The organism is Pseudoalteromonas sp. XMcav2-N (assembly GCF_024124545.1).
Taxonomy (GTDB): domain Bacteria; phylum Pseudomonadota; class Gammaproteobacteria; order Enterobacterales; family Alteromonadaceae; genus Pseudoalteromonas.
In genome coordinates this window covers 25,328-50,072 of sequence record NZ_JAMXSF010000002.1, presented here as the reverse complement: position 1 = coordinate 50,072, position 24,745 = coordinate 25,328, and the positions used below count along the sequence as shown (strand labels likewise).

Annotated in this window: 15 protein-coding genes; 7 read left to right on the top strand and 8 right to left on the bottom strand. The window is 47.7% G+C overall.

Features of this window, described 5'->3' with window-relative positions; translation table 11 throughout:
- Positions 1-63: 63 nt before the first annotated feature.
- A complete protein-coding gene (locus tag NH568_RS03120; protein WP_253044533.1) occupies positions 64-4,473 on the bottom strand; it encodes a hypothetical protein in 4,410 nt (1,469 codons plus the stop codon).
- A gap of 457 nt (positions 4,474-4,930) precedes the next feature.
- On the opposite strand from NH568_RS03120, the gene NH568_RS03115 reads away from it, so the two are divergent.
- Positions 4,931-6,286 (top strand): trypsin-like serine protease, encoded by a 1,356-nt coding sequence (locus NH568_RS03115; RefSeq protein WP_253044532.1) that lies wholly within the window; start codon positions 4,931-4,933, stop codon positions 6,284-6,286.
- Between the two features lie 91 nt (positions 6,287-6,377).
- Here the strand turns inward: NH568_RS03115 and NH568_RS03110 are convergent, their stop codons facing one another.
- The 3 genes from NH568_RS03110 to NH568_RS03100 form a co-directional block, all read right to left on the bottom strand.
- Entirely contained in the window at positions 6,378-6,830 is a 453-nt protein-coding gene (locus NH568_RS03110; RefSeq protein ID WP_253044531.1) for a hypothetical protein, read from the bottom strand.
- A gap of 10 nt (positions 6,831-6,840) precedes the next feature.
- A complete protein-coding gene (locus tag NH568_RS03105) occupies positions 6,841-8,466 on the bottom strand; it encodes a hypothetical protein (RefSeq protein ID WP_253044530.1) in 1,626 nt (541 codons plus the stop codon).
- 132 nt (positions 8,467-8,598) lie between these two features.
- Positions 8,599-9,192 carry a cytochrome b gene (locus NH568_RS03100; RefSeq protein WP_253044529.1) on the bottom strand — a complete coding sequence of 198 codons (594 nt, stop codon included), beginning with the start codon at positions 9,190-9,192 and terminating at the stop codon, positions 8,599-8,601.
- A 158-nt stretch (positions 9,193-9,350) separates the two neighbouring features.
- Between NH568_RS03100 and NH568_RS03095 the strand changes: the two genes are divergently transcribed.
- On the top strand, positions 9,351-10,523 hold the full coding sequence (locus NH568_RS03095) for an EAL domain-containing protein (RefSeq protein WP_253044528.1): 1,173 nt from the start codon (positions 9,351-9,353) through the stop codon (positions 10,521-10,523).
- A gap of 96 nt (positions 10,524-10,619) precedes the next feature.
- Positions 10,620-11,120, top strand: coding sequence for a zf-TFIIB domain-containing protein (locus NH568_RS03090; protein ID WP_138550930.1), 501 nt, complete (start codon positions 10,620-10,622; stop codon positions 11,118-11,120).
- Between the two features lie 49 nt (positions 11,121-11,169).
- Here NH568_RS03090 and NH568_RS03085 read toward each other — a convergent pair whose 3' ends face one another.
- The 4 genes from NH568_RS03085 to NH568_RS03070 form a co-directional block, all read right to left on the bottom strand.
- On the bottom strand, positions 11,170-11,484 hold the full coding sequence (locus NH568_RS03085) for a hypothetical protein (protein ID WP_253044527.1): 315 nt from the start codon (positions 11,482-11,484) through the stop codon (positions 11,170-11,172).
- Positions 11,485-11,555: 71 nt separating this feature from the next.
- A complete protein-coding gene (locus NH568_RS03080; RefSeq protein WP_171045266.1) occupies positions 11,556-11,732 on the bottom strand; it encodes a hypothetical protein in 177 nt (58 codons plus the stop codon).
- Positions 11,733-12,143: 411 nt separating this feature from the next.
- Positions 12,144-13,115, bottom strand: coding sequence for a glutathione S-transferase family protein (locus tag NH568_RS03075; protein WP_253044526.1), 972 nt, complete (start codon positions 13,113-13,115; stop codon positions 12,144-12,146).
- A 38-nt stretch (positions 13,116-13,153) separates the two neighbouring features.
- Positions 13,154-13,990, bottom strand: coding sequence for a pirin family protein (locus NH568_RS03070; RefSeq protein ID WP_253044525.1), 837 nt, complete (start codon positions 13,988-13,990; stop codon positions 13,154-13,156).
- A 241-nt stretch (positions 13,991-14,231) separates the two neighbouring features.
- Between NH568_RS03070 and NH568_RS03065 the strand changes: the two genes are divergently transcribed.
- The 4 genes from NH568_RS03065 (at position 14,232) to NH568_RS03050 (ending at position 24,593) form a co-directional block, all read left to right on the top strand.
- Complete coding sequence (locus tag NH568_RS03065) at positions 14,232-15,197, top strand: hypothetical protein (protein ID WP_253044524.1); 966 nt, start codon at positions 14,232-14,234, stop codon at positions 15,195-15,197.
- Positions 15,198-15,403: 206 nt separating this feature from the next.
- Positions 15,404-16,468 carry a hypothetical protein gene (locus NH568_RS03060; RefSeq protein WP_253044523.1) on the top strand — a complete coding sequence of 355 codons (1,065 nt, stop codon included), beginning with the start codon at positions 15,404-15,406 and terminating at the stop codon, positions 16,466-16,468.
- An 879-nt stretch (positions 16,469-17,347) separates the two neighbouring features.
- A complete protein-coding gene (locus NH568_RS03055) occupies positions 17,348-17,545 on the top strand; it encodes a hypothetical protein (protein ID WP_253044522.1) in 198 nt (65 codons plus the stop codon).
- Between the two features lie 358 nt (positions 17,546-17,903).
- Positions 17,904-24,593, top strand: a complete 6,690-nt coding sequence (locus NH568_RS03050) for a non-ribosomal peptide synthetase (protein ID WP_253044521.1) — start codon at positions 17,904-17,906, stop codon at positions 24,591-24,593.
- Positions 24,594-24,745 lie beyond the last annotated feature (152 nt).

Genomic DNA, 24,745 nt, shown 5'->3' with positions numbered 1-24,745 from the left:
GCAGCGTGCTCCCGACACATGAACCTCTATGTCAGGAGCCACGCCTATATTACGTAAAACGTGTTATGAACGTTTTTGCTTTTCTACTTTCCAGGCCCTGAGTCCTTCAAAACTGAAACCCAGATAGAAACTGACTTCCGTGTTGACATCATCCGTTGTGAATTCGCTCTTAGGTACGAAAAATGCCTCGAACCCATTAATGCGGATAGTTCCTTTAACATGGCTTTCAACGGAAAGAATCATACCTGTGACTCGTCTGAGTTTTTTTGTATGCTCAAAAAAGCCATCCCATTTGCCAAGCTCATTTGAGTTTACAAGCGGAAGTACTCTTGTGTTGTCTGACGACTCCCATTCAAATGACTTTTTACTTGTCGTTGATATGGAGAGGTTTCTATTACACTTTTCAATATAATCTTTTGCCTTCTGTTGGCTGGGTCCTACCCCCTGTTGATAGAAAAAGTAGTGCAGAATATAGAGGTAGTATGATGCCTGCAGAGAACTTTTAAGTTGTTCCCAGGCCTCAATTTTATCTATGGCTTCCGGATATGAAAAGTTAGGCAGCATGCGATATGCTCTAAACCAATACTTAATATCCCGGTCATCCCCATTGTTACCAGCAATATTGTTTTCCATTAATTCTACAACTTTGCTGAGTTTCTGAGTTGTCAGACCTGATTCTTCATGGATCTTGAAGTACGTGCTGGCCAGCAGTCTGCGTGTGTTTGAATGGTCGATATCCGCATGTGAAGCAATCAGGCTTGATAGCCCCTCAATCAGACTTGCTTTGTCATCATAATATTTGGGAACTCTTGAAATTCTTTCCTCCGCATGGTGTGACATTTCACCTTCGGCCTGGAGTTGTTTTAGCTCTGAAATTGCCCACTCCAGCTCTTCCAATGCTTCTCGGCACCACTTGGCAGCCTGGTTATTTTGTTTAAAGAAGTCGCAATATTTATATTCGCCATGCGCGGTATCAGCAGGTTTACTCTGTCTGTATATTGCATCCACTGTTCTTTCAATTAATTTGGTATAAGAAACCAGTGCGTGCTCAGATTTCCAGGTAAATTCATACGCTTTTTTAAAGAAGCTTTTAGATTGCTCATAATTCTTCTCAATCCGCTCAATGACTTCAATAGCCCGAATACGATGCCCTTGTTGCGATTCCGGATTTCTCGAAATGTCGTCAAGAGTGGCAATAACTAAGTTGCTGTATACCATGGCCAGGCCGTGATAGTGCACTTCATTTTCTGAATCCAGTTCTATGGCTCGCTCAAAATAGCGGATAGCTTCATTGCTATCTCGGCTGTTATCATAGTTTATATGCCTGCCAAAATGGCTGTAGTAGTGAGGCTCATCGGAGAACTTTTCACATAAATGCTTAAGCACGTTGTGTTGCTTGTTAGGGCTTTTTATCTCTTGTAAAAGCTCCGAAAACTTGGCTTTGTTGCCACTGTCCTGGTTACCTCCGGACTGACGGAATATGAATAACCCCTGGAGGATCTGGCCCGTTTTGTCTTCGTTACAAAGCTTATTGGTGCTGAGACTGTCTATCAAGGCAATACATGCGTCGCGCAGTCTCTCCGGGTAGGCTATGGGTTCATGCTTGCCCAGCAATTTAAAGAGCAGTTGTTGCGCAATTATGGGGTGAATGATGCTGACAGAGTTATTTTTTTCCTTAAAAAGTGGTTCAGCGCTTGAGCCAAATACATTTTTGATCCGAAATGCGCTGCTTGCTTCTTTGCCCTGCATCACATTAAGAAAGCTCTTAGGCAGGCTTTCTTGTGTGTAACGAGAGATCAAAGCTACCCATAACAGCAATCGCTTCTTGTCATCCGGGAGGTCTTTTGTTGAATTTTCAATAAAGCTTTCTATGTTCCCATACTCATCTTCGAACGCATAAAAGCCGTAGAAGAAAGGCTGTCGATACGCAGCCATATTTTCGTCATTGGTGAGGTTTTCCAATGATACATGTCTTGATGGGTCTGAAATCGCAGTGTAATAATTACAAAATAACCTGGCATCTTTCAGCTCTAAAGGACAGGGCACCGCAAGTGCGGCTTTGTGTTTCTTCGCGGGAGTAATGGATCCGCGTTCCGACTCCAGCAATAAGTGAATCACGCCGCGAACTTTCAATTCATTAACCAGCTTTTCCTTTTCGGTTGAATTTAGTACTGAGCCATCGACAACAACAAGCACTGGCAGATTGGTTAAATTATATATTTTCTCAATATATTCATGGATGTTGACACTGTTTTTAATTACTTCTACAGCTGGCCAGTCATCTTTCAGGCGCCAGGCTGCTTTTCTGATTGCTGTGCTGCCGCCCGACCCCGGTGGGTGGTAGATGGTAAATTTCTCGTAACTGTTTTTCTTGAGAGCTCCACTAGCCTGTTTGATGATTTTGCTATCCTGAGGCATTTCAATTGCCAGGTCCTGTTCTAATTCGGCCCAGGAAATTTTATGTCCTTTACGAAATTGCCCAATACCAGTTTTGTCTTGGACCAGGCCCGGGTGTAATATGGTCAAGCATTTCGAACTGAGTGCATAAAGCTCTTTTGGTACTTCGACTTTAGAAAATTCATTGTTGTGGGAGCTTAGGCTTGGAATAAGCACTTTGTCACTTTGAGAGGGTAAGGTGTAGTACTGCGAAATACTTTTAACAAAATCCTGAGAGGGACACTGGATACACTGAAATTCGTCTAACTCAAGATTGCTGCCAAGTTCCTCGTAGGCTTGCTGTTCGTCGTCGTCGTCGCAAAGAACAACCACTTTGAGCTTATCCCCCAAATATTCATCGAGTGCTTCGATGATCTTATCCGTCTTGTTTGACTCCGTTTTATCAGCAATGACTACCAGATTTACCGGCAATACTGAAGTATGTTTGGCGAGCTCTTCACTCAAAACTCGCAGTTTATTGGGCACCGTCCGGCGCCAGGCTTTAAACCCGTTATATATAGAGCTAACGTCCAACTCATGGCCATTGATACTCAGCCAGACCAGGATGTCAGTTTCAAGTGTATTATCAATTTGTTCCGGAAAGTACCGCTTCCAGGGTTTATTATTTTTTATGTACTGCTCTGATTTGCCAAGTAAACCATTACGTTCAGTGTCAAAATCTAATACCAGATTCCAAGGCAGTGCGGTGAGCAACTCGGCATGTTCGGCGCTCAGGTTATTGAGCTTAGATCCGGCGATCAGCAGATATTTGGCTTTATGACGGTGAAAGTAATCACATTCTTTCCACAGGGGCTCTATAACCTCATTGTTCTCAATGGGCGTTGCAAATACAGGTTGGGCAATTACTTGCGGTTCATCAATCGCTACTTTTTTGGTTTTGTACAGGTGATTCAGGTTGGTTGCGGCATAAAGGAAAGCGAACACCTTCATTTTATTGGATTGCTCGTCGTCATCTGCCAGGCGGCCCTTATTGGCAAAATTGAGGCCCGCGGCCACTCTGGCCAGTAAGATTTGTGTATACACATCCTCGAACCTGGCGCTGTAGTGTTTGGTGACCCAATCTCTGATACTTTTACGGTAGCGCTGAATTTGCCGAACCCTGTTATATATCTCACCATCTATATCAATGGTATCTGAGATTTTTTTCTCTTCGATATCAGTCAGCAGATCAATAACACTGGTCCACTCTTGTATGGATAATTCAGTATGATTATTGAGCAGCAAAGAAAATTCAAGATAGGCATGGTCAAAGAATAACGGGACACCTTCTTTAAATTGCTCAAAATCAATTAAGAAAGCACTTTGCTTACCTCTGTCCTGTCCTCCATATAAGCAGTTATGACCGTGTAAGTCACCATGCATATATCCTTCAAGTGGCCTTAATTTGATATCACCTAGCGGCAACCCCGGGGTCTTTGCATGGAAAAAGGGGTTGGTAAAAGATTTGCCCGCAAAGTAAAAAGACGCTTCCTGAGCCGAGATATCCAGCAAGTCAGCAAGGAGTTTTGGGAGTGTGCTTTGCTCTCCAATGCGGTAGTCGAGCCAGTTTGACAGCACTGTTTGTGCGGAGCATTCTGCAGCGATACTTCCTGTGTGCCATTTTTCTAGCAGTAGTTCAGATATATGGCACATAATCTGACTTTGAATATCATGCGTCAGGCTGGCCAGTTCTTCAGTGAGTGACAGCCCGTTACCTGCAATCGTCATAATGAAAGCCGACTGATTGTCACCGTCAACTTTTTTGATCAACTTTGGAATATGTTGCTCAGCAAATTCAGGGAGTGTTTTTGCTGCAAGTTGATGGGCCGCGAATTCATCTTTTGAATATTGTGGGTGGTTGGTGCTGTATTTTATAACTGCGAAACCGGAGTAGGATGGGTTATCGATTATTATGTCGCACAGGTAAACCGAATCACCGGATTTACCTGAAAGCTTCTTCTTAAGGTGAAATTCTTTTGCTGCGCATTGCTCTTGGATCAATGCATGTAGCGCTTTATAGTTATCTTCAATTTCCATCTGCTTTACCATTCAATTTATTGTTGCAGTTGCTTGCTAACTGCTTATAACCGGATGCCCCCAGAGGGATAACACATCCACTCCTTTCGCTTTTGGCGCATTTATATATAGAAATGTAACACTAATTTAATGAAAAGTGGTCAGTTTTGTGTTGAGCAACAGTGAATTCATGTCATAGCTTGAGGTTGACTTAATACAGGTCAAAGAAGAGCCGGGATTCCTATCACTTTACTCCCTGCTGAGCCGGGGGAGCTTAGCTTTACTTTCATAGGGTAAAGGGCACCTCGCTATCCAATTAATGAGCCGCAAAACCTGTGAGGTCCTTTTTAGCTATCAGACCTGATCTACGGACGCGGAGCATTGACAGAAAAATGAGTCACTTTGTTTTTTTGTTTGCGAGTGTAAACTTTTTGTTTATATTTGTCGGTTCCCAATAAAGGAAAAACAAGGTATATACATGTTAAAGGTTAAAAATACATTCTCAATGACAGCGCTGTCTGTTTCGCTGGGGCTGGGCCTGAGTGCCGTAGCTATCGCTCAGCCGGCCAGTGTCGGTGAACACGCACTTGATAGCATTAGCCCTGAATATTATGAGCCTGAAATTGTCGGTGGTAATCCAGCTAACACCGCAGACTGGCCATTCTACACCCAGATCCTTAATTCTAACGGGACCACCGCGTTTTGTGGCGGCAGTTATGTGGGTGATGGTTACGTATTGACGGCTGCACATTGTGTTAACAATAAGTCAGCGCGCTTTTTGAATGTTAAGGTCGCGGGCTTTTTACTTGGTGGCAATGATGGTGACCGCATTGCTGTGGCTGAAAAGTACGTACATCCCCAATATAACAGCAGCACCCTGAACCATGATGTTGCATTACTTAAACTGGTACGCACACCTACTCAGGGCAGCTCGGTTGCATTAGCTCAGGGGAATGTTGAGCAATATGTACGGGTTGGTGATCTAATCTCAGTAGCGGGCCTTGGTCGCCTGAGCGAGGGGGGGAGCCGTCCTACCAATCTGTATGAAGTAGACGTACCACTTGTTTCTGATCAGGTATGTCGTCAATCCGGCGGTGCCTATCAGAATGTCGGCAGTGTGGCGTTCTGTGCAGGTTACCCTCAGGGTCAGAAAGATTCGTGTAGCGGTGACAGTGGTGGCCCTATTGTTGCGAATTCCGGTGGTCAGGTCGTTCAGCTGGGGATTGTCAGCTGGGGTGTTGGCTGTGCCCGCCCGGAAAAATATGGCGTGTACTCAGATGTGGCGGCGCTGCGTAGCTGGATTGACAGTGTGAAAGGCGGTGCTGAGCCGGTGTCTGTGTCGTTCAAGGCAAACGATATCCTCACAGGGTTTAAAGTCGGCGAAACCAAAACTCATACCTTCACTATCACCAACTCAGGCAATACGCCTTTTAGCTTTAAGTCAGTCAACCTGACCACCAGCGGCGTGACATCTGGTCTGGTTAATCCGGTAAATACGTGTAGCGCGAGCACCTTGACGGCAAACCAGAGTTGTCAGGTCGGTGTTGAATTTGGTGCAAGCCGCAGCGGAACTGCGGGTGTGATGCTGAACTTCACACTGGAAGAAAGTCAGGTGAACTACAGTGCTAACGCCACTGCGACAGTTACATCAGGTGGTGACACGGGTTGTCCGGGCAACTGGGATGCAAGCAAAGTGTATGATAAGCCAGATCAGGTGACGTACCAGGGCTTTAAGTATGAAGCACGCTGGTGGACGCGTGGTGATGTGCCAAGCGAGTCGGGTACCTGGGGCGTCTGGAAGCAAATTGGCGTCGACAGCGGTTGTACGCGCTAAACGGTAACACGAATCAAAGCAGCTAGGGCTGCTTTGATTTGGCTGAGATATGGGCTGTTAACAGCCCATATCTTTTCCTAAAGTAACTGCATTATTGCCACTGTAGCGTGTCCCAGCTGGCAGCTTCCCACTGACTCTTTTCAGCAGGTACGGTATCTTTGTCTCCCGATCCGCCGCCAGTATCACCGCCGCCAGTATCACCGCCGCCAGTATCACCGCCGCCAGTATCACCGCCGCCAGTATCACCGCCGCCAGTATCACCGCCGCCAGTATCACCGCCGCCAGTATCACCGCCGCCAGTATCACCACCACCAGTATCACCACCACCAGTATCACCGCTGCCAGTATCACCGCTGCCAGTATCACCACCGCCAGTATCACCACCGCCAGTATCACCGTTACCAGTATCACCGCTTGTGCTACCTTTATCTTCAGCGTTTTGGCTGTCTGATGCCGCACTGCCGGACGATGGGCTATCTGAGCCTCCACCACCACAGGCCGTTACTACCAGGCTCAGGCACAAAATTAAAAGAATACGTATCATGCTGGTTTCCTTATAGCGCAACAACACGGATATAGTGACCCAACTCACTCATATCCGGGAACTCATCCATCCTGTCGCCTTTTGTGACCCACTCGGCATTATCAGTCAGATCGTAATCGCTTGGTTGGATTTCAGCTTGTCCTTCATCTAAACGTTTGCTATCACCTACCCAAAAACTGAAACAGGTATAGTTACCAATCTTGATGTCTACACTGACACTTCCATTGGTGCCATAGTACCGAGTTTCTAACTCACCACTACTAAAGTTATAGTTGCGGTAGTCGTCGTGACGGATTGAGAAAACCGCCTTTGCACCACCTCCTATATCAACTGATGGCTGATGCTTGAAGGTTTGGCAATTGTGATTTGTATTCCAGTTTGCGTAATATCTAGGGCCACCCAGAGGAATATCGATACCATATTTCTGGTTGGTTTCCATGTCTATAACTGGAAGCCTGAACATTCTATACTGCCGATCACCCACTGTTATTTCCTGTCCAAGAGAAGCAGGTCGATAGTTATAGACAAATTCATGCTCGGGTTTATGAGGGTCAATCATCTCATCATAGGTTGGGTATGGCTCTGGCTCTTTTTCCAACTCAGTGAGCCGGGCACTGTGCTGTGTCATGGTATTTTGCACCGAATCAACTGATGTTTTCATAGACGCAACGGCGCTGGTGTTGCTGTTTACGGCGTTGCTTAGGTCCATAACACCGGTGTCCAGTGCGCTCAGGTCCTGATCCAGTTTTTGCTGCTTAGCTGAAAGTGCGGATTGTTCAGTCGTTAAGGCTGTTAAGGTGCTTGAGTGGCTGGCTGTGGTATTTTCCAGCTCTGTCACGATTGTCAGCTGAGTTGCAGCTTCCAACGACAGTTGATTAATTTGCCCGGTATTTATCGTGACCTGGTTTGCAGCCCTGGCCACTTGTGTATCCAAGTCGCCCAATTGTGCATTGAGCGCACTCATCTGGGTAGTGGTTGCCTGATTGAGCGTACTCTGAGTGGTGTTGAAAGTAGACACCTGGTCTTTTAGTTGAGTTAAGCGCGCACTTTGCTCGGTTTGTTGGGCGTTCAGCTGGGTGATCTGGTTGGTGTTGTTGGCAAGTGATGTGCCCTGGCTTGTCAGTAACTCACCATGGGCACGGACTGTACCTTGGGTTGAGCTTAATTGAGAGTTGGTTGTTTGCAAACCTGCTTGCAGGTCGCTCAGCTGACTACTGAGCCCATTTAGGCTGCTGCTTTGGGCTGCCAGGGCGCTCGCCAGCTCGCCGTAATAAACCGTGTGATTAGTCGAGGCTGTTTGCAACTGATTGAGCTGCTCAGATTGCGTGTTGCTCAGCGACTGCAACATACTTATGTTACCACCGTGCGTTATGAGCGTATTACTGGCTGCTGTCAGTGTCTGGCTTTGTTGTTCTAAGCTTTGTCCTAGCTGCGTTAGCGTACCACTGATTATACTAATCTGCGTTTGAGCATCGTCATCCGCGGCGGTAATTGCTTGTAACAGGTAGTTGAAGTTTTCATTGACCTCAGCAGCTTTAGCCGGGGTATTTGCCTGGAACGTGTGTGGGAGTTGTTGTTCGTTGGCATTGGCACCAAACGTTGCTGCAATAACACAGGGTAAAAGTAGCTTTTTCATTGTTTTCCTTAATAAATGTGCTCCTGTTTGGGCGGATTTTACCTGTTTTAGAAATAGAAAAACAACGCTAAAATTTTACTCATTTCCCTCTGTTGGTCATTAGTTCACCGAGAATGTTGCCTTAAAGCGAGCTTAGCGCTCGCCACCGTGTGTCATTTTAAGCAAAGTTCGATCACGTTTTACAAAGTGATGGTAAAGCGCTGCTGCGGCATGGCCTAAGATCAGCATCCAAATCAACCAGGCACCCAGAATTTCCTTGTGAATAAAATCTATGGGTTGCTCAAACTCGGCAAATGACAGTCCCATGCCGTGCTCGACGAGCACAGTAAATACCGCGGTAGTTTCAAATTTAGGAATGTCGAATAGAAAGAAAAACTCGGTGTCCACGCCTGTGCCGATATACCCCGTGAGTGGCGCAATGATGATCACGGCATATAAGGCGTAATGGCCAAAGTGAGCTGCCAGGTGCTCTATAGGGGTTCCCGGCTCGGCTGCGGGTGTGGTATTAAACCATCGCCAGATAACTCTGAGTGTGACGATCACCGCTATAGAAATACCAAAAGACAAGTGCAGTTGCAGTGCGGTCCAGTTTTGTGCAGTTTGGGCGTCGGTAAACCACTGACGATAATAGACGCTCACATAGGCCGCCAGAAATAACAGCGCTGTGCCCCAGTGCAGCCATTTGGCTATTGTGCCATAGTTACGCGCGGTATTTTTCATGCCCATGATAATGTTACTCCAAAGTGATTTTTGTAATGCCGAAAATGGTAACAGTTTAACGTTAGGGTGGATGCCTCAAAGATCCGGATAAAGCATTCTGTTTTTGAGAACACTCTTTTAGTTATTTGAAATGTTTATGGTTTCTATGGAGATAGTAAGAGGGAATGGTATTGGCCGATCCGGCTGGTTACGATTTCCCCTGCTATACTGCAAGCGGACACCTGCAGCAATTACCCGGAGGGCGCTTGCGTATTTTAACCTTAGTTTCTTTGTCGGGATGGCCCGATATCATCGACCGTATCGGTCAGTCCACTGCGCAGAAAGTGTGGCATGCTTTGGTTGCTTTACTGTCGCAAAACGAATCAACAGGGCTGAAGCAAGATATTTTTGAGCTGGGCGAGTTGTGGTTCGAATCCGCGCAGTTTGATACACCGGCGCAGGCTGAGCGTGCGTGTAGTCAGTACGTTGCACAGCACCTATTGAAAGAACTGGATAGTCAGCTTGTCCATGAGGCGGAGATTCAGATTAGTTCAGCTGTCGTGACGGAGCAACCACGGGAAGAGCAGGTTATTCGTGCAGAGGCAGCCTGCGCACTAAACGAGCTCTACCCGGATAGCAAAGAAGCGCTGCTGAGGGTTTTTGCCAACAAAAACCTGCTCCCGTATTGGCAGTCAATTCAGTTAGTGCAAAGCGAGGGCATATTTGGCTATGAAGCCCTGATCCGGGGCCCGAAAGAGTCACAATTACATCGCGCGGATAAACTATTTGGTGCCGCGATGGCGCAGGGGCGGCAATTTGATATGGAAAAGCTGGCGCTTATGACACACTTTTCTGCGCACCAGCAGCATTGTGATTGTGCGCCCGTGGAAGGTCATTCTAACAGGCTCACTGTTAATCTATCTCCGGGATTACTATTTGATGCAGAGGTATCGGATACACTTTGTTGCTATCCATATGCTCACCTGATCTGCATCGAATTAACAGAACATCTGCCCGTCGAGGACTGGGCTCCCATCAAACAGAAAATGGCTGAACTGCGGCAGCTGGGTTACACCTTCTGGTTAGATGATGTTGGCTGTGGCTTTTTCGAGCTGGCCCTGATCAATGCCGTGAAACCCGACGTCGCAAAGCTCTGTATTACCATTATTAGTCGGCTCGATTATGGTGCTAAAATTATCGAGGAGATCAAACAGGTTGTTGATACGGTACACCTGTATGGCGGTAAGGTACTGGCCGAAGGCATTGAAACCCAACAGCAACTGGATATTGCCCGTGAGCTGGGGGTGGATTATGCGCAAGGGTACTTTTTTGACAGACCAAAGGAGTTTGGCACTTAGTGTTTGAATTTTGCAAACCTGAACACAAAAAGTATACTATTTTGCTCTGTGGCTCGGTAATGAGTACAGAGATTACTAGAAGATTGGAGTTTGAATATGCAGTGTCCCAGAACTTTACACCCATTGAAAAAGGTCAAAGTGGGTGGTATTGAGGTGTTTATATCTGAACACAGTGGCGGCGTCTTTTTTGACAACCAGGTATTGGCTAATTTCACCAATCCAGCTGACTTGCGTGCAGAGGTGCTGGCTAAGCATTTACGCCAGTTTTCAGCTCCACTCGCTGATGAAAGTAACCGAGTCAACTGCCCTAAATGTCCCGATATCGTAATGATGCGCCGTTATTTCAGTCCATTACGCGTCGTTGAAATTGACGAATGTCCGGGCTGTGGCGGTATCTGGCTTGATACTGGTGAGCTGGACAAGTTACACGAGAATCACCTGAGTGCAAAAGAGCGCGAGATGTTAAGGATCAAAATGCTGGAGGAGCACCAGACTTTTCATATTGATAGTCCCAGTCACTACAAATTGTCCGGGCAAGATGGCCGCAGCAATCTGGAAAAAGCGTTTGCAATCGCCGCGGAAATGATAAGTGATTGAGCTATAAGCGGCAAATAACTGAGCTGTGAAGTTTGTGTGTCTAAACAACTTATGCGATAAAATGGAACAGTAGCACCGCAGACTGGATGCCAATACAGCACCAAAATACACAGGTAGAAATGGCATACCATGTATGCCGTCGTTGCTTGAATTCAGGCTTGTCAGGGTACTTGTAGTCAGGCGGACCACCAAACATGGGCAAACCCAGTTTATAGTCATTCATCAGGATTAAGCAGCTGAGCCCCACCAACAGGTTTAGCGTTGCCAGGCTGAAAAATTGCTCCACAGAGTAGCCAAAGTAATTCAGTGCAGACACGACCACAAGACAAGCCAGGCAACGAGAAAATGAATATTGCGCAAACAAAAAATGCAAACCCTGCACTGCGGCTGATCTTAAATAAGCGAGCATGTGGATTGAGTCGACTCCGGTGCTGTCTAACTGTTGATATCCAGTAGCATCCCTACTGCAACGCCGATTGCGATACCCAGTGCCACACCATTGGCAATATTTTCCGATGAAACACCAATGGCTGTACCGATTGCTACGCCCGTTACCATGCTGATACCTATTTTACTGGCGGCTTTTTTACGGGTTTCTTTATCTGCCTTCATGATTTCGCTCCTTAAAACTCACGTTAGACTATGGCTAATTTTACACCAATTGATTTCCTATTCCAGCAATTTTATCGAAAGTGCAGAGTCAAACCTTAAATTAGGAAGAGTGATATATGAACCGGAATGCGTGTGGCGGGATCTGTCGTTGTGGTATTTAAACGCCACTGTAAATGGGGTTTATACCAATTTGCTTAATTAAGTGTTCTATTTTGAGGCGAGAAAATAGGGTCGATAACACCGCTCTCGCGTCCTGCTATCGCTGAGGCACCTACATCCATGTAGGCGAGGCAAAAATTTTGCTATTTAGTTGTTCTAAATAAGAAATTTTTAACGCCGTTAGCGCCATATTTGCTCCGTCAAATTGAACAGGTATTAAGTGAAATTGGTATTACAGTGGCTTGAAAGCTATTATCCGCGATTATGCGGCTGTGTGTAGTCTATGTCCGGGCCGACAGGGACAACCTGGGTTGGGTTGATCATAGTGTGGCTGAAATAGTAGTGACGCTTAATATGATAAAAATCCACCGTCTCGGCCACGTTCGACCACTGATATAGCTCACGGATATACCCTGCCAGATTCGGATAGTCTTCGATCTGTTTCAGGTTACATTTAAAGTGGCCATGGTACACGCTGTCGAAGCGGATCAGTGTGGTAAACAAGCGCCAGTCTGCTTCCGTGAGTGCATCGCCCACCAGATAACGCTGCTTGCTCAGTCGTTGTTCCAGCTGTTCAAGAGCTTCAAACAAGGCTGTTACGGCTTCTTCGTAGGCTGCTTGCTCTGTCGCAAACCCCGCTTTATATACTCCGTTGTTGATTTTGTGATATACAAACTCGTTGATTTCATCAATGTCCTGACGCAACGCTTCAGGATAGTAATCATCGGTGTTGCCCGTCAGTTCATTGAAGGCCGAATTGAACATGCGAATGATCTCGCTCGACTCATTACTGACAATCCGGTTGGTGTGTTTGTCCCAAAGGACAGGCACAGTCACACGGCCAGAGTAATCTGTTTTATTGCGGGTATACAGCTGGTGCATGTAGCTGTGCTCAAATAGCGTGTCACCACTGCTGAGCGTCTCCTTGTCAAAGGTCCAGCCGTGTTCCAGCATGTCCGGGCTCACTACAGAGACGTCAATATGGGCTTCAAGTTGCTTTAGCTTTCTGAAGATCAGGGTTCGATGTGCCCAGGGACATGCCAGCGACACATATAAATGATAGCGGCCAGACTCGGCTTTGAAGCCGCTGTCTCCGCTCGGTCCTGCGCTGCCATCGGCGGTTACCCAATTGCGCAACTGGGCGTCTTCACGTTGAAACTTACCCTGGTTACTTTTAGTATCGTACCAGACATCATGCCATTTACCTTCAATCAATCGTCCCATTGTCTTGTCCTCTCAATTTGGTTAATTCTGACTATGCGTTAAATGCTACCGAATTTACCGGCATGATAGTCACGCACGGCCTGATGTAGCTCTTCCTGTGTATTCATGACAAACGGCCCCATATGGGCAATTTTCTCCCCGATTGGCTGGCCTGCCAGCACCAGCATGCCAGCTCCTTGCTCGCCACTGTGCAGCTCTACAGGGTGAGATGGGTCAAGCTCCAGCTGATAAGTGGCGCTCAGGCGTGTGTCGGCCAGACTACCCGTATGAATGTAGAGCAGCACTTTGCCAAAACCCGACATATCAAGCGTGATCTGTTGCTGAGGGGGTAAAACCACATCTGCAATGGCACCATTACCTGCTAAGTCATTTATCGGTGAACTGGCTGTTTGCCCTTCAACTTGCCACTCTCCAGCCAGTGCCTTGAGCTCAGCGCCAGAGTGGGTGACTATGACGGGAGCCTTGTGCTCTGTCGTATCCTGGTAACGGGGAGCGCGCATTTTGTCTTTGGCGGGCATATTGAGCCAGATCTGAAAACCGTGCATGCCCTGCTCGGCATCACTCAGTGGCATTTCCGAATGGATCACGCCGCGTCCGGTACTCATCCACTGTACATCTCCGGCGCGAATGGCTTTCTTGTTGCCCATCTGATCCTGATGTTCAAAGCCGCCCTTACGAATGTAGGTAAAAGTTTCAATACCGCGATGTGGATGTGGTGGAAAGCCAGCCATGTAGTCACTGCTGTTGTCTGATTTCAGTTCATCGATCATCAAAAAGGGATCCAAACTTTTACCATCAAAGCCCGCAATCCGGGTGATGTTTACGCCTGCACCATCCTGCGTAGCCTGCGCTTTATTGATACGAATAATTTGCATAAAAACCTCGTTGCCTGCGCCATCAGCTAAAGTTAGTCCAATGCGCTGTGTTTGCCTGATAAAGTCACTTTAGCAACGACGTCATGAGAATGAAATTTGCAAATATTGAAGGTTTTGTTCGATTAAATAGAATTTATATCGTTCATGGGCCGCTCAGTTTACCGATTGGATACTGGCAGTGTATAATTATAGGGTACGCTAAATCGCGACTAACAGCGACAGACATCATAAGGAAAGCATAATGAATAAAATCGGATTACTTGCCGCTATGGTAAGTGTTGTTTTACACACCCCCTTATCTGCCCAGGCGTCGGAACCAAGCTGGCACTGTAATGAGCAAGCGTTGGTATTTAAGAATCAAGCTGAGGACAACTTACATGCCTACCTGAGTTTTCTGGCGCGCAATCCTAGTATGTTTCCTCGCGGATTCAATGACCAAGATCAGCAAAAATGGCATGCCGCTATCGAGCAATATCGTTTGCTGACAAGCCAACCCAGATATCACCCTTTGTTCAGTGACTCGGAATTAAGTGAGCTGACTCAGCACCTTTTGGAGCCCGATAATGTTATCACCGATTTACCAGTCAACGACCTGACACGCGGCTATTTCGCGGTGATGAGTAGCTATCGGGATGAGATATGGCCACAACACCAGGCACAGAACAAGGCTTGGACTGAGCACAGCATCGCACTACTCAATGAGTATGGCGACAGTGTTTGCTCGCGATTGAATGATATCTTAGGAACAGACGCGATTGTGGTGGATCAACATCAGGTTTCTACGGTTGCCCGGCCTTTTACGCACGCTGGCGCATTTACCTCAGGAAGGAACTTTTTTACGTTTATCAATACATTTCAGGATGGTTATAAAGACTGGTTTGCGCTTGAAATGGTATTTCATGAGGTGGCGCATACCAGCTTCCCCGATTCTCCTTTATATCAGGCGTTGAAACGCCAGGCTGAGCAGCAGGGCAAGCTAGAAGCCTTTAAATCATTGTGGCACCCTATGTTGTTTTATATTGTTGGTGAGGTAACCCGGCAATCACTCGCCGCACAGGGCCATGCCTTTGTGCCTTATGTCTCCTGGAAAGGATTATATAAAAATCGCCAGGATGAGTTAGCTAAGCTAACGCGGTATTTACAGCCCTACATCGATGGCCAGGTGTCGCAGGAGCTGGCCATTAACAATCTGATAGCTGCTCTGTAAAAGGCAAAATAATCGGCCTCTGCCTTGACCGATACCAAAATGTGGCATTTAATTTAGGCGGCTCGGCAGGCTGAGTAGCCTGGATTGTTGCAACGGATTGTTTCCGTTACACTACGGGCTGAAAGTAGGCAGACAAAGCCCATGTTTTTAGTTTTTAGTGAGCGTCTTGCTGGCTGTCAGAGTCGGTAGTCAATAGAGTAATAATTATGTTAGAGCAAATGCTGCTGAGCAATCTGAACAATAAAGCAGAACTTGATGATGAGTCCTTTGAGTATAAAAGTATTTTTTTAAGCTCAATTGTTCCGGATCCCACTAATGGCCGTTTTTTACCTTCGATATGTATTGATGATGAAGATGCGCGCCTGTTTGTGGCCCGTAAATTAAGCAAGGCGCAACTCACTAAGCTTTATCAGGGCGAAAACCATGTTCTGATTGGTAAATCCATCATTATTAACTGTCTTAAGCACGGCTCCGAAGACTGGAAGCGTGCTTCCCAGACCATAGACTCTATCATTGAGTTGGGTGACAACATTTCCGTGTCTGAGATGATCCAGGCACCTACTTTGTATCCTCTGGAGGACGGCCGCTTCCAAATTCTAACCGGCCACCGTCGCTTTTTTGCATTGGTATATGCAAAAGGGTATGGCGCTGCCGCCCAGTTTAAGGTCTACGACAGTAAGCCGTTGCTCACTAAAGTGAAGCAGTTTCAGGAAAATGCCAGCCGTGAAGACTTACCTCAGTATGGCAAGCTACAGGCATTTTCAAATGCGGTAACCGAAATCGAACAGTTAAACAAAGCACGTTTGCAATCCGGGTTATCACGTCTCACAGTGAGAGAGATAGTACCTAAGCTTGGTATCTCAATGGGCGCGTACGATAATTACAAGGTCTTATCTCGCTACCCAGTGGTGATGTCCGCGTATGAAAGGGGTTGTAGTTACTCTTTTATCAAAATGAAGCGACTGATTTTGTCATTGGAATCCCAGTATAAAGAAGCGCAAAATAAGTCGACTCTGAATGCCATGGACAAACGAGCGGTGTCAGAGCTGATTGAACAACAATTACAGGGGATCAAAAAGCAGCCTGCGAAAAGCAACTCTCCCTTTATTACCACGTCGTTTTCATCTCATACGGCTTTGCAAAGACTGCTCACGCAAGATGTTACGCAACTGGCATGTGGGGTAGACTGGTCATCACTGGACTGGCAGGACAAAAAAGCCGTATCCGCAGCGCTGGAGCGTGTCATTGCTTACCTTGAGCAAGAGTCATAAGCTGAAAAATCTGGATTATATCAGTGCTTTGCCGCATGTATCAGTGAACATAGCGGCATAATCTCGCCAACTCAGAGCCATTGCTTGACGATAGATTATTGAGATTAGCGATATGTTCCCGCCAACATTATCCCACTGCCATTACTTGTAAATAAGCATTTTCTTATTAATTATGTTCACTTTTTGGGTATTTTTATCTGAGTAATCTGGCGCGTATATTGAGACAAGCATTTAAATATTTTGGCTTCAAACCGCCCCTCAGGTACCTGGAGCTTAGCGTCATTCCAGTTTTGCAGTTCTGAAAATAAACGGCATTTTTTTCGCAATATGACAGTAAAAAGTCATTTAATTGTGTCACATTTATTACCTGGCACATGAAAGTATAATCTATAAAATAATCATATCAGTAAATGTCATGTTCACCGCAAGCTTGTTGTCTGGGACAAGCTGATTTCCTTCTCAGCGGTACATTTTGAAACATATAATTCCTCAAACCGTCATGTTATTGTCCCGATGTACGGGGTATAAATATCCCCAACGAAGCAGACTGAAGGGGCTGGATTAACCTGCATCAGGCGAAGGTTCTGCTAGCTGTCTGTGGGGTAGAGTGCGGTTTGTCTAAGGACTAAAATCTAACGTATGTTTTATTTGTTAACGGTTTGTTTGGTTTGGTTTTATCTGCATTATATGGTGCTTACTAATTAAGTGTGCAGAGTTTTAAAATAAATAAGCCTAATAAAAATAGTGGCTTATTTGTTTGTTTTATGAAATTTATAATTTTTAGAAACAAAAGTGTAGAAAAAAAGTGCAGATTACATAATAATGCGCTTGCGTAAAACATTTAACACTTTGCAATACTTTTTAACATGGACTGATAAGATGAAAAATGACGCATTGACTGAGTTGGGCATCAATCTGAACATTCACAACATGAATTCAGACGCAATAGATGTGCAGCTTCTCCATCATATCTTCAAACTGGCCTATGACTTTGGCTATAAAGACGGTTGTAGTGGTGTATATGTGTGCCCTGCTTCTTCATTACGTTCATTAAGTGGTAGTGAGCTCGACGCGTAAGTCAGGCTATGAATTTATACATATCTTAGCATTGCGACCAGACATTCAGACATGTTGGCGCTGTGCAATAGCAACATAAAAACCGGAGGGCAGGCTGTGTGTGCATGTTGCTCTTCGTACCCCAATTCGCTTAATTAAGTGGGCTATTTTGCCGCTGAGAATGCTGTTTTCGCACGGCACATAATATATGCGCCATGATTGTCCGAAAGTTTTGGATAAGTACGGCCAGGATAGGATTTTTCTCGCTGATAGTACAAGGGTTATGGCTGATTGGATTTGTGTGCACCTGGCGACTTCAACTAATGACATGTCTGCCAGTGCTTTTCTTTATCATCAATTTGATTGCAAAAGCGAAAATATGAAACAGTTCTTTTTACAGCTCAGTGAAAAAGGGATCAAACTCACTGTCGATGAACAAGGTAAGTTGCTCGTCAGAGGCAAGTTGAAAGCCCTGACCACAGAAGAAAAAGATTTTCTGAAGAACAATAAAGCGCAGATCATAGAGTCTATTCTGGCACACCAAAAGGTGCCGGCCGTGTCTCCTATTGTAGCCACAAAATCAGAGCCGCATGCTGATACTGTATTGTCCTTTTCTCAGCGTCGTTTATGGTTTATCGACAAGCTCAATGGTGGCTCCAGTGAATACAATATGCCTATGGCGTTTGAGGTACACGGACAGCTGAACATCGACAGGGTAGAGCTGGCCCTGAATGAGATAATACAACGCCATGAAGTATTGAGAACGGTTTTTTATGAACGCGATGGTGAGCCCTGCCAGACGGTGCTGGACAATACGTCGTTAACCATCACAGTGCAGGATCTGAGCGAGCAGACAGACCCCCACGGTACGGCTGACGCTTATCTTATTCGTGACGCTGCCAGAACATTTAATTTGAGCAAGGATTTGATGGTGCGGGCCAGTTATTTGCAGCTGACGCATGATGACAGTGCTGTTTGCCAGGCCATTTTAAGTTTCAATATGCATCATATTGCCTCCGACGGTTGGTCGATGGATGTGCTGACCAAAGAGTTTTTTGCCATTTACCAGGCGCTTGAGCAAGGCACACCAGGTACACTGACGCCGTTGCCTATCCAGTATCGAGACTTTGCCCACTGGCAACAGCAGATCTTTGCCGGGGAAGGGCTAAACAAACAGTTAGATTTCTGGCAACAGCAGTTAGAGAATGTGCCAGCACTGCACCAGCTGCCATTAGATGCAAGCCGGCCTGCTGAAAAACAGTATCAGGGAGAACTGGTTACGGCACAGCTAAGCGGTGCCATTGCAACTCAGTTGCTGGAACTGGCCAGAGTCTTTCAGTTAACCCCTTTTATGTTGTTACATGGTGCCCTGGCATTAGTCTTAAGCCGACACAGTAACACTAAAGACATTGTTATTGGCAGTCCGGTCGCTAACCGTCAGGATCCGGCTCTTGCTCCTTTAATCGGTTTTTTTGTCAACACGCTGGTGTTCAGAGTCAGCACCGCACATGACACTCTGAGTGATTATCTGGGCCACGTCAGAGCGGTACATCTGGGTGCACAGAGCAATCAGGATGTGCCATTTGAGCAGCTGGTTGAAGTGCTTAATGTGCCCCGAAATAACGCTTACAGTCCATTGTTTCAGATCTTACTGACCACGGATAACCACTATGGAACTGCATCGCCTGACGCACAGGGAACAGAACTTGGAGCCGCTACTTTGCAGGCCATGCCCGAAGTCGCTCTGACCACTAAATTTGATCTGGACATTCATATGTCAATGAATGAGGCGGGCGTGTCCATGGGCTGGACTTACGATATTGCTCTGTTCAGCAAAGCACATATCAGCCAGTTGAGTCAGCATTTATGCAATGTACTGAGTGCTCTGGCTGAGTTGGCCAAAGCAGGAGACTGGTCTGCCCGGCTTGCAGCCATACCGATGGAGAGTGAGCAAGAGCAGCAACAAGCGTTAGCGCTAGGCTGTGGCCGCGTAGTTGACCCCAAGTACCCGGCTGTGCATCAATTACTTGAACATCAGGCCCAGGTCAATCCTGATGCCGTGGCAGTGGAAACACAGGGGGCTCAGGTCACTTTTGCGCAGTTAAATGCACGTGCTGATGTATTGGCAACGCGCCTGCTGACAGAGCATCAGGTGAGCATGGGCCAACCGGTGGGCATTGTGGCGCAACGCTGTGTTGACACTTTGTGCGGGATTGCCGCAATACTGAAAGCGGGTGGGACTTATGTACCGCTGGACCCCCAGGCGCCGGCAGACAGATTAAACTATATTGTCGGCGAGCTCTCACTGTCGCTGGTATTATCTCACTCGCTGGACACTTTTGCCGGAATGCCATGCGTAAGGCTGGACGACCCCGTGCTGTGGCAACCTCCTGAGCTGCCTGCCGAGCTCCCTGAGGTGGCAGCCGACAACCCGGCTTATATCCTGTATACCTCAGGCTCAACAGGCAGACCAAAAGGTGTCAGCCAGCGCCACAGCACGTTGGTTAATCTGTGTATGCATCAGGCGTATGTTGACGGCATTACACAGCCCTACCGGACATTGCAATTTACGCCACTGACATTTGATGTGTCAGCTCAGGAGCTGGCAACAAGCTGGTATACCGGATCTCCGCTGGTGCTCATGTCTCAGCAGCAAAAAGACCAGTTACAGGATCTGGGCACCCTGGTTGCAAAGCAGAATATTGAGCGCTTATTCGTGCCACCAGCTGTGTTTGACCTGCTGGCCGAGCAGGCTACTCAACATCCGGGTATAGCTATGGCGACACTTAAGCAAGTGTGTGTTGCCGGAGATGTGCTGAAGATCACCCCCAGCATTCGCGCATTTATGGCGCAGCATCCGCAGTGTGATTTATATAATCATTACGGCCCGACAGAGACGCACGTCGCCACCACCTATCATGTACAAAACCTGAACCAGGAAGAAGTCAGTATAGGCCAGGCAATTGCCAACACGACTTGCCTGATCCTGGATGCTGAATTGGCACCTGTGCCTGTGGGTTGTGTGGGTGAGCTCTATGTTGCCGGACCCGGTGTGGCATTGGGTTACTACAACAACCCAAGCCTGACTGAAGCGCGTTTTCTTGATACATCACAGTTGCAGGTGCCACAGACGGATATCACGTGCGTCTACAAAACGGGCGACTTGGTGCGCATGACGTCGCAGGGCAACTTACAGTACCTGGGCCGCAGTGATGAACAAATAAAAATTCGTGGTTTTCGAGTTGAGCCGGGTGAGATAAGTGCGGTGCTTGAATCTTGCTCTGAGGTGGAATCAGCGCTGGTGTTGGCCACTGGCGAGGTGGACAATAAACATCTGATTGCATATGTGCGCCCTTGTATCACGTGTGAGACAAATGAGACACAGCAGCACCTGATCACTGCTTTACAGGCTCAACTAAAAGATTTGTTACCCGCTTATATGGTGCCTGCCGCCATTGTGGTGGTGGAGCAATGGCCGCTGACCCGTAACGGCAAAATTGACCGACGTGCACTGCCTGTCATCGACTTAACTCAAACGCAGTATCAGGGAGAAGCGCCGCAAACTGCCACTGAACAGACACTGGCGCAGCTCTGGTCAACCCTGTTAGGGTGCGACCTTGATAAGCTGACTCGCGATGCTGATTTCTTCGCGCTGGGTGGCCACTCTTTGCTGTCAGTCAGGTTAGTTTCTTTGATCCGCAGTGAGTTTGAGGTTGAAATCGCAGTTAAACAGGTGTTCTCTGCGAGCACGTTACTGACAATGGCGGCCTTGATTGAGTCAGGCACAAAAGCCACTCGGCCACCCATTGAGCCACAGGAGAGAAATACAAATCGCTTTGCGTTATCTTATGCTCAGCAGCGTCTGTGGTTTATCGACCAGTTTCAGGGCAGCTCTGCTCAGTACAATATGCCCATGGCTTTTGAAATAGAAGGTCCATTTGACCTGGCTCTGGCCCAGCAGGCACTGACGGCGATAGTGGCGCGTCATGAGGTATTGCGGACTGTTTATCAGGAAGGGCAACACGGACCTGAGCAAGTGATCATGGCGGTGCAACCTGTGGTGATACGTCATCTGGAACTCAGTCACCTGGACGGTGCGCACGCACAACAACTTGATCAGCTGCTGGCTGAAGATGCGCATGCGGCCTTTGATTTAGCCGCCGACCTGATGCTACGTGCCAGCTATATTAGCCTGGGTTCGCAGCGAGGTGTGCTACTGCTTAATATGCATCATATTGCCTCAGATGGCTGGTCATTAAATCTATTCAGAGAAGAATTCTTCACACTTTATCGCGCATTTAGTGCAGGTCAGGACAACCCATTGCCTGCACTGAAAATTCAGTATGCCGATTTTGCCCAGTGGCAACGTAACTGGCTACAAGGAGAGGTGCTGCAACAGCAGCTCGAATACTGGCAGGCGCAGCTGAGTGAAGCTCCGGGTGTACACAGTATTCCACTGGATAGTCCAAGACCTGCCGACAAACAATATGACGGCGCCATGGTATCGGGCAAAGCGTCAGCGCAGCTAGCTACACAGTTATGTGATATGGCTGCGCACTATCAGATGACGCCATTTATGCTGCTGCATGCGGTACTGGCACTGACCATCAGTCGTTACAGCAACAGTCTTGATGTGGTGATTGGCACGCCGGTAGCGAATCGGATGCAGGCGGAAGTTGAGCCGCTGATAGGCTTTTTTGTCAATATTCTTGCGCTGCGGGTCAACACGGAGCAGCCTTCTTTGGACAGCTATCTGCAACACGTCAGAGCCGTTCATCTGGATGCACAAAGTCATCAGGACCTGCCGTTTGAGCAGCTGGTTGATGCATTGCAGATCCCCCGGGGTGATGCCCATGCGCCGCTTTGTCAGATCATGACCTCATTCAACAACGCCCAGACTCAGTCAGGCTCAACGCAGAGCGCGCCGGACGGCTTGATGATCACACCCGTTATGCAGGCCGGTTGCGTGGCAAAATTTGATCTCGAAGTGGAGTTTTCCATGAGTGAGTCCGGGCTGCAGGCTAACTGGATTTACGATACTTCGCTGTTCACTGAGTCGCATATCACCCAATTGAGCGAGCACCTGATGTTGCTGCTAGAGCGCCTGGTGCAAACTGAGATGACACAAAGCCTGAACAACTCACCCGGACAGCTGAGTGTGCTGGCTAACGAGCAAAGCCAGTATCTGGTTAATGCCCTCAACGACAATTACCATGACTATGATCGGTCGCTATGTATCCATCAGGCATTTGAACAGCAGGTAGCGCGTAATCCTGAGCATATTGCGCTGATCTTTGCCGATCAACAACTGAGTTATGCTCAGCTTAATGGCAGGGCCAACCAGCTTGCACATTATCTGCGTGAACGCGGTGCCATACAGTCAGACACATTGATTGGTGTGGCACTGGAGCGCTCCCTGGAAATGATCGTCGCCACACTCGCAGTGCTCAAAGCGGGGGGCGCTTACGTACCGCTTGACCCGGCTTATCCACCCGCACGACTGAGCTATATGCTCGAAGATGCCGGGATCAAAACCATTATCAGCAGCGAGACCATCAGCGAAGCCGTGCGCCTCTCGGATTATGACCTTATTACTGTAGACGGTTTGCTGAGTGATGCTGCATTGGGGCCTTTCAGTCATTGCAGTGACGAGAACCCGGACAGCAGAGCTTTCGGGCTATTGCCTACCAGTTTGGCGTATGAGATCTATACCTCAGGGTCAACAGGCCAGCCAAAAGGCGTGTTGCTTGAGCATCAGGGGATCGTGAACCTGGCGGATAATCAGCGTCGGGCATTTGCTATCACCCCGCGCAGCAAAATCCTGCACTTTGCCTCCATGAGTTTTGATGCCGGTACCTGGGAATATGCCATGGCGCTGCTAAATGGCGCGACTTTGGTGATTGCACAGAGCGAACAAAGACGCTCGCCTGAGGCCATTACGGCGCTGCTGGCAGAGCAACAGATCAGCCATGTCACTTTGCCACCGGCCTTCCTGGCCATGATGCCGCTCGATACGTCTTTGGCCTTGCAGGCGTTGATTGTCGCCGGTGAAGCGTGTGAAGCGGAGCTGGTCAATCAGTGGTCGGCACATTACCCCTTCTTTAATGCTTATGGCCCGACGGAAGCCTCTGTATGTGCTTCCTATCAGCGGCTCTATCCGGGCGCGCCAATCACCATAGGCAGGCCACTAAACAATGTCAGCCTGTATGTCCTGGATAAGCAGATGAACCTGGTGCCACCGGGTGTGATCGGGGAGTTGCATATTGGCGGTGATGGTCTGGCTCGTGGCTATCATCAACGTCCCCTGCTGAGCGCTGAGAAGTTCGTCGATAACCCGTTCTATTATTGCCCGGCCCATCGTGACAGCACACGCTTGTATAAGACCGGAGATCTGGCCCGGGTTCTGCCCGATGGCAGTATCGACTTTGTCGGTCGTCTGGATGCTCAGGTTAAAATCAGGGGCTTTCGGATTGAGCTGAGCGAAATTGAAGCGCAATTAAACCGCTGTCCACAATTGGAATCGGCCGTGGTATTAGTGAAACAAGCCAGTAACGGGGTCGATATGCTGGTCGCATACATTCAGCCACACACTGAGGCTGACAACACCACAGAGCTTATACCAAGCGTTGAGCAAGGTATGTATGAGCAATTACCTGAATATATGGTGCCGAGCCGCTTTGTGGTGGTTATGCAATGGCCACTGACTCCGAACGGTAAGATTGATAAAAAAGCCCTGCCGGATATATCTGCAGAAGACTCTGAGCAGCCCTATGTGGCGCCACAGACTGAAACTGAGCTGGCGCTGGCCCAGATCTGGTCCGAATTACTGGGTATAGATCCCGCAATGATCAGCAGCCACGCACGTTTCTTTGAGCAAGGGGGCAACTCCATTTTGGTAACCCGGCTGGAGACTCAGATCCGACATCGTTTTGCGGTGGAGTTCTCCATCAAAGAGCTGTTTGCCCAGCCTCAGCTCACAGAGCAGGCATTACATATTGATTATCTGCTCAGCCGCCAGAGCGACCTGCAGCCGCAGGATGATACTGAGCTGGAGGAAATGGACTGGTAAAGGGGATGGCGGGTTACATAATTCGCCCGTTCAACATGAGCACAGGTACCAAAAAGCACGTATAAACCTGCCAGCCTGAGTGTTCACTCAGGCTGGCTTTAAGTCGTAGAGGCTAAGCCGGTGTCGGGGTTTTGTTCGGATACACGAACAGC

Coding starts and splice junctions, on each gene's coding strand:
- NH568_RS03120 (WP_253044533.1), bottom strand. CDS start 4,473: ATGGAAATTGAAGATAACTATAAAGCGCTACATGCATTGATCCAAGAG.
- NH568_RS03115 (WP_253044532.1), top strand. CDS start 4,931: ATGTTAAAGGTTAAAAATACATTCTCAATGACAGCGCTGTCTGTTTCG.
- NH568_RS03110 (WP_253044531.1), bottom strand. CDS start 6,830: ATGATACGTATTCTTTTAATTTTGTGCCTGAGCCTGGTAGTAACGGCC.
- NH568_RS03105 (WP_253044530.1), bottom strand. CDS start 8,466: ATGAAAAAGCTACTTTTACCCTGTGTTATTGCAGCAACGTTTGGTGCC.
- NH568_RS03100 (WP_253044529.1), bottom strand. CDS start 9,192: ATGGGCATGAAAAATACCGCGCGTAACTATGGCACAATAGCCAAATGG.
- NH568_RS03095 (WP_253044528.1), top strand. CDS start 9,351: ATGGTATTGGCCGATCCGGCTGGTTACGATTTCCCCTGCTATACTGCA.
- NH568_RS03090 (WP_138550930.1), top strand. CDS start 10,620: ATGCAGTGTCCCAGAACTTTACACCCATTGAAAAAGGTCAAAGTGGGT.
- NH568_RS03080 (WP_171045266.1), bottom strand. CDS start 11,732: ATGAAGGCAGATAAAGAAACCCGTAAAAAAGCCGCCAGTAAAATAGGT.
- NH568_RS03075 (WP_253044526.1), bottom strand. CDS start 13,115: ATGGGACGATTGATTGAAGGTAAATGGCATGATGTCTGGTACGATACT.
- NH568_RS03070 (WP_253044525.1), bottom strand. CDS start 13,990: ATGCAAATTATTCGTATCAATAAAGCGCAGGCTACGCAGGATGGTGCA.
- NH568_RS03065 (WP_253044524.1), top strand. CDS start 14,232: ATGAATAAAATCGGATTACTTGCCGCTATGGTAAGTGTTGTTTTACAC.
- NH568_RS03060 (WP_253044523.1), top strand. CDS start 15,404: ATGTTAGAGCAAATGCTGCTGAGCAATCTGAACAATAAAGCAGAACTT.
- NH568_RS03055 (WP_253044522.1), top strand. CDS start 17,348: ATGAAAAATGACGCATTGACTGAGTTGGGCATCAATCTGAACATTCAC.
- NH568_RS03050 (WP_253044521.1), top strand. CDS start 17,904: ATGAAACAGTTCTTTTTACAGCTCAGTGAAAAAGGGATCAAACTCACT.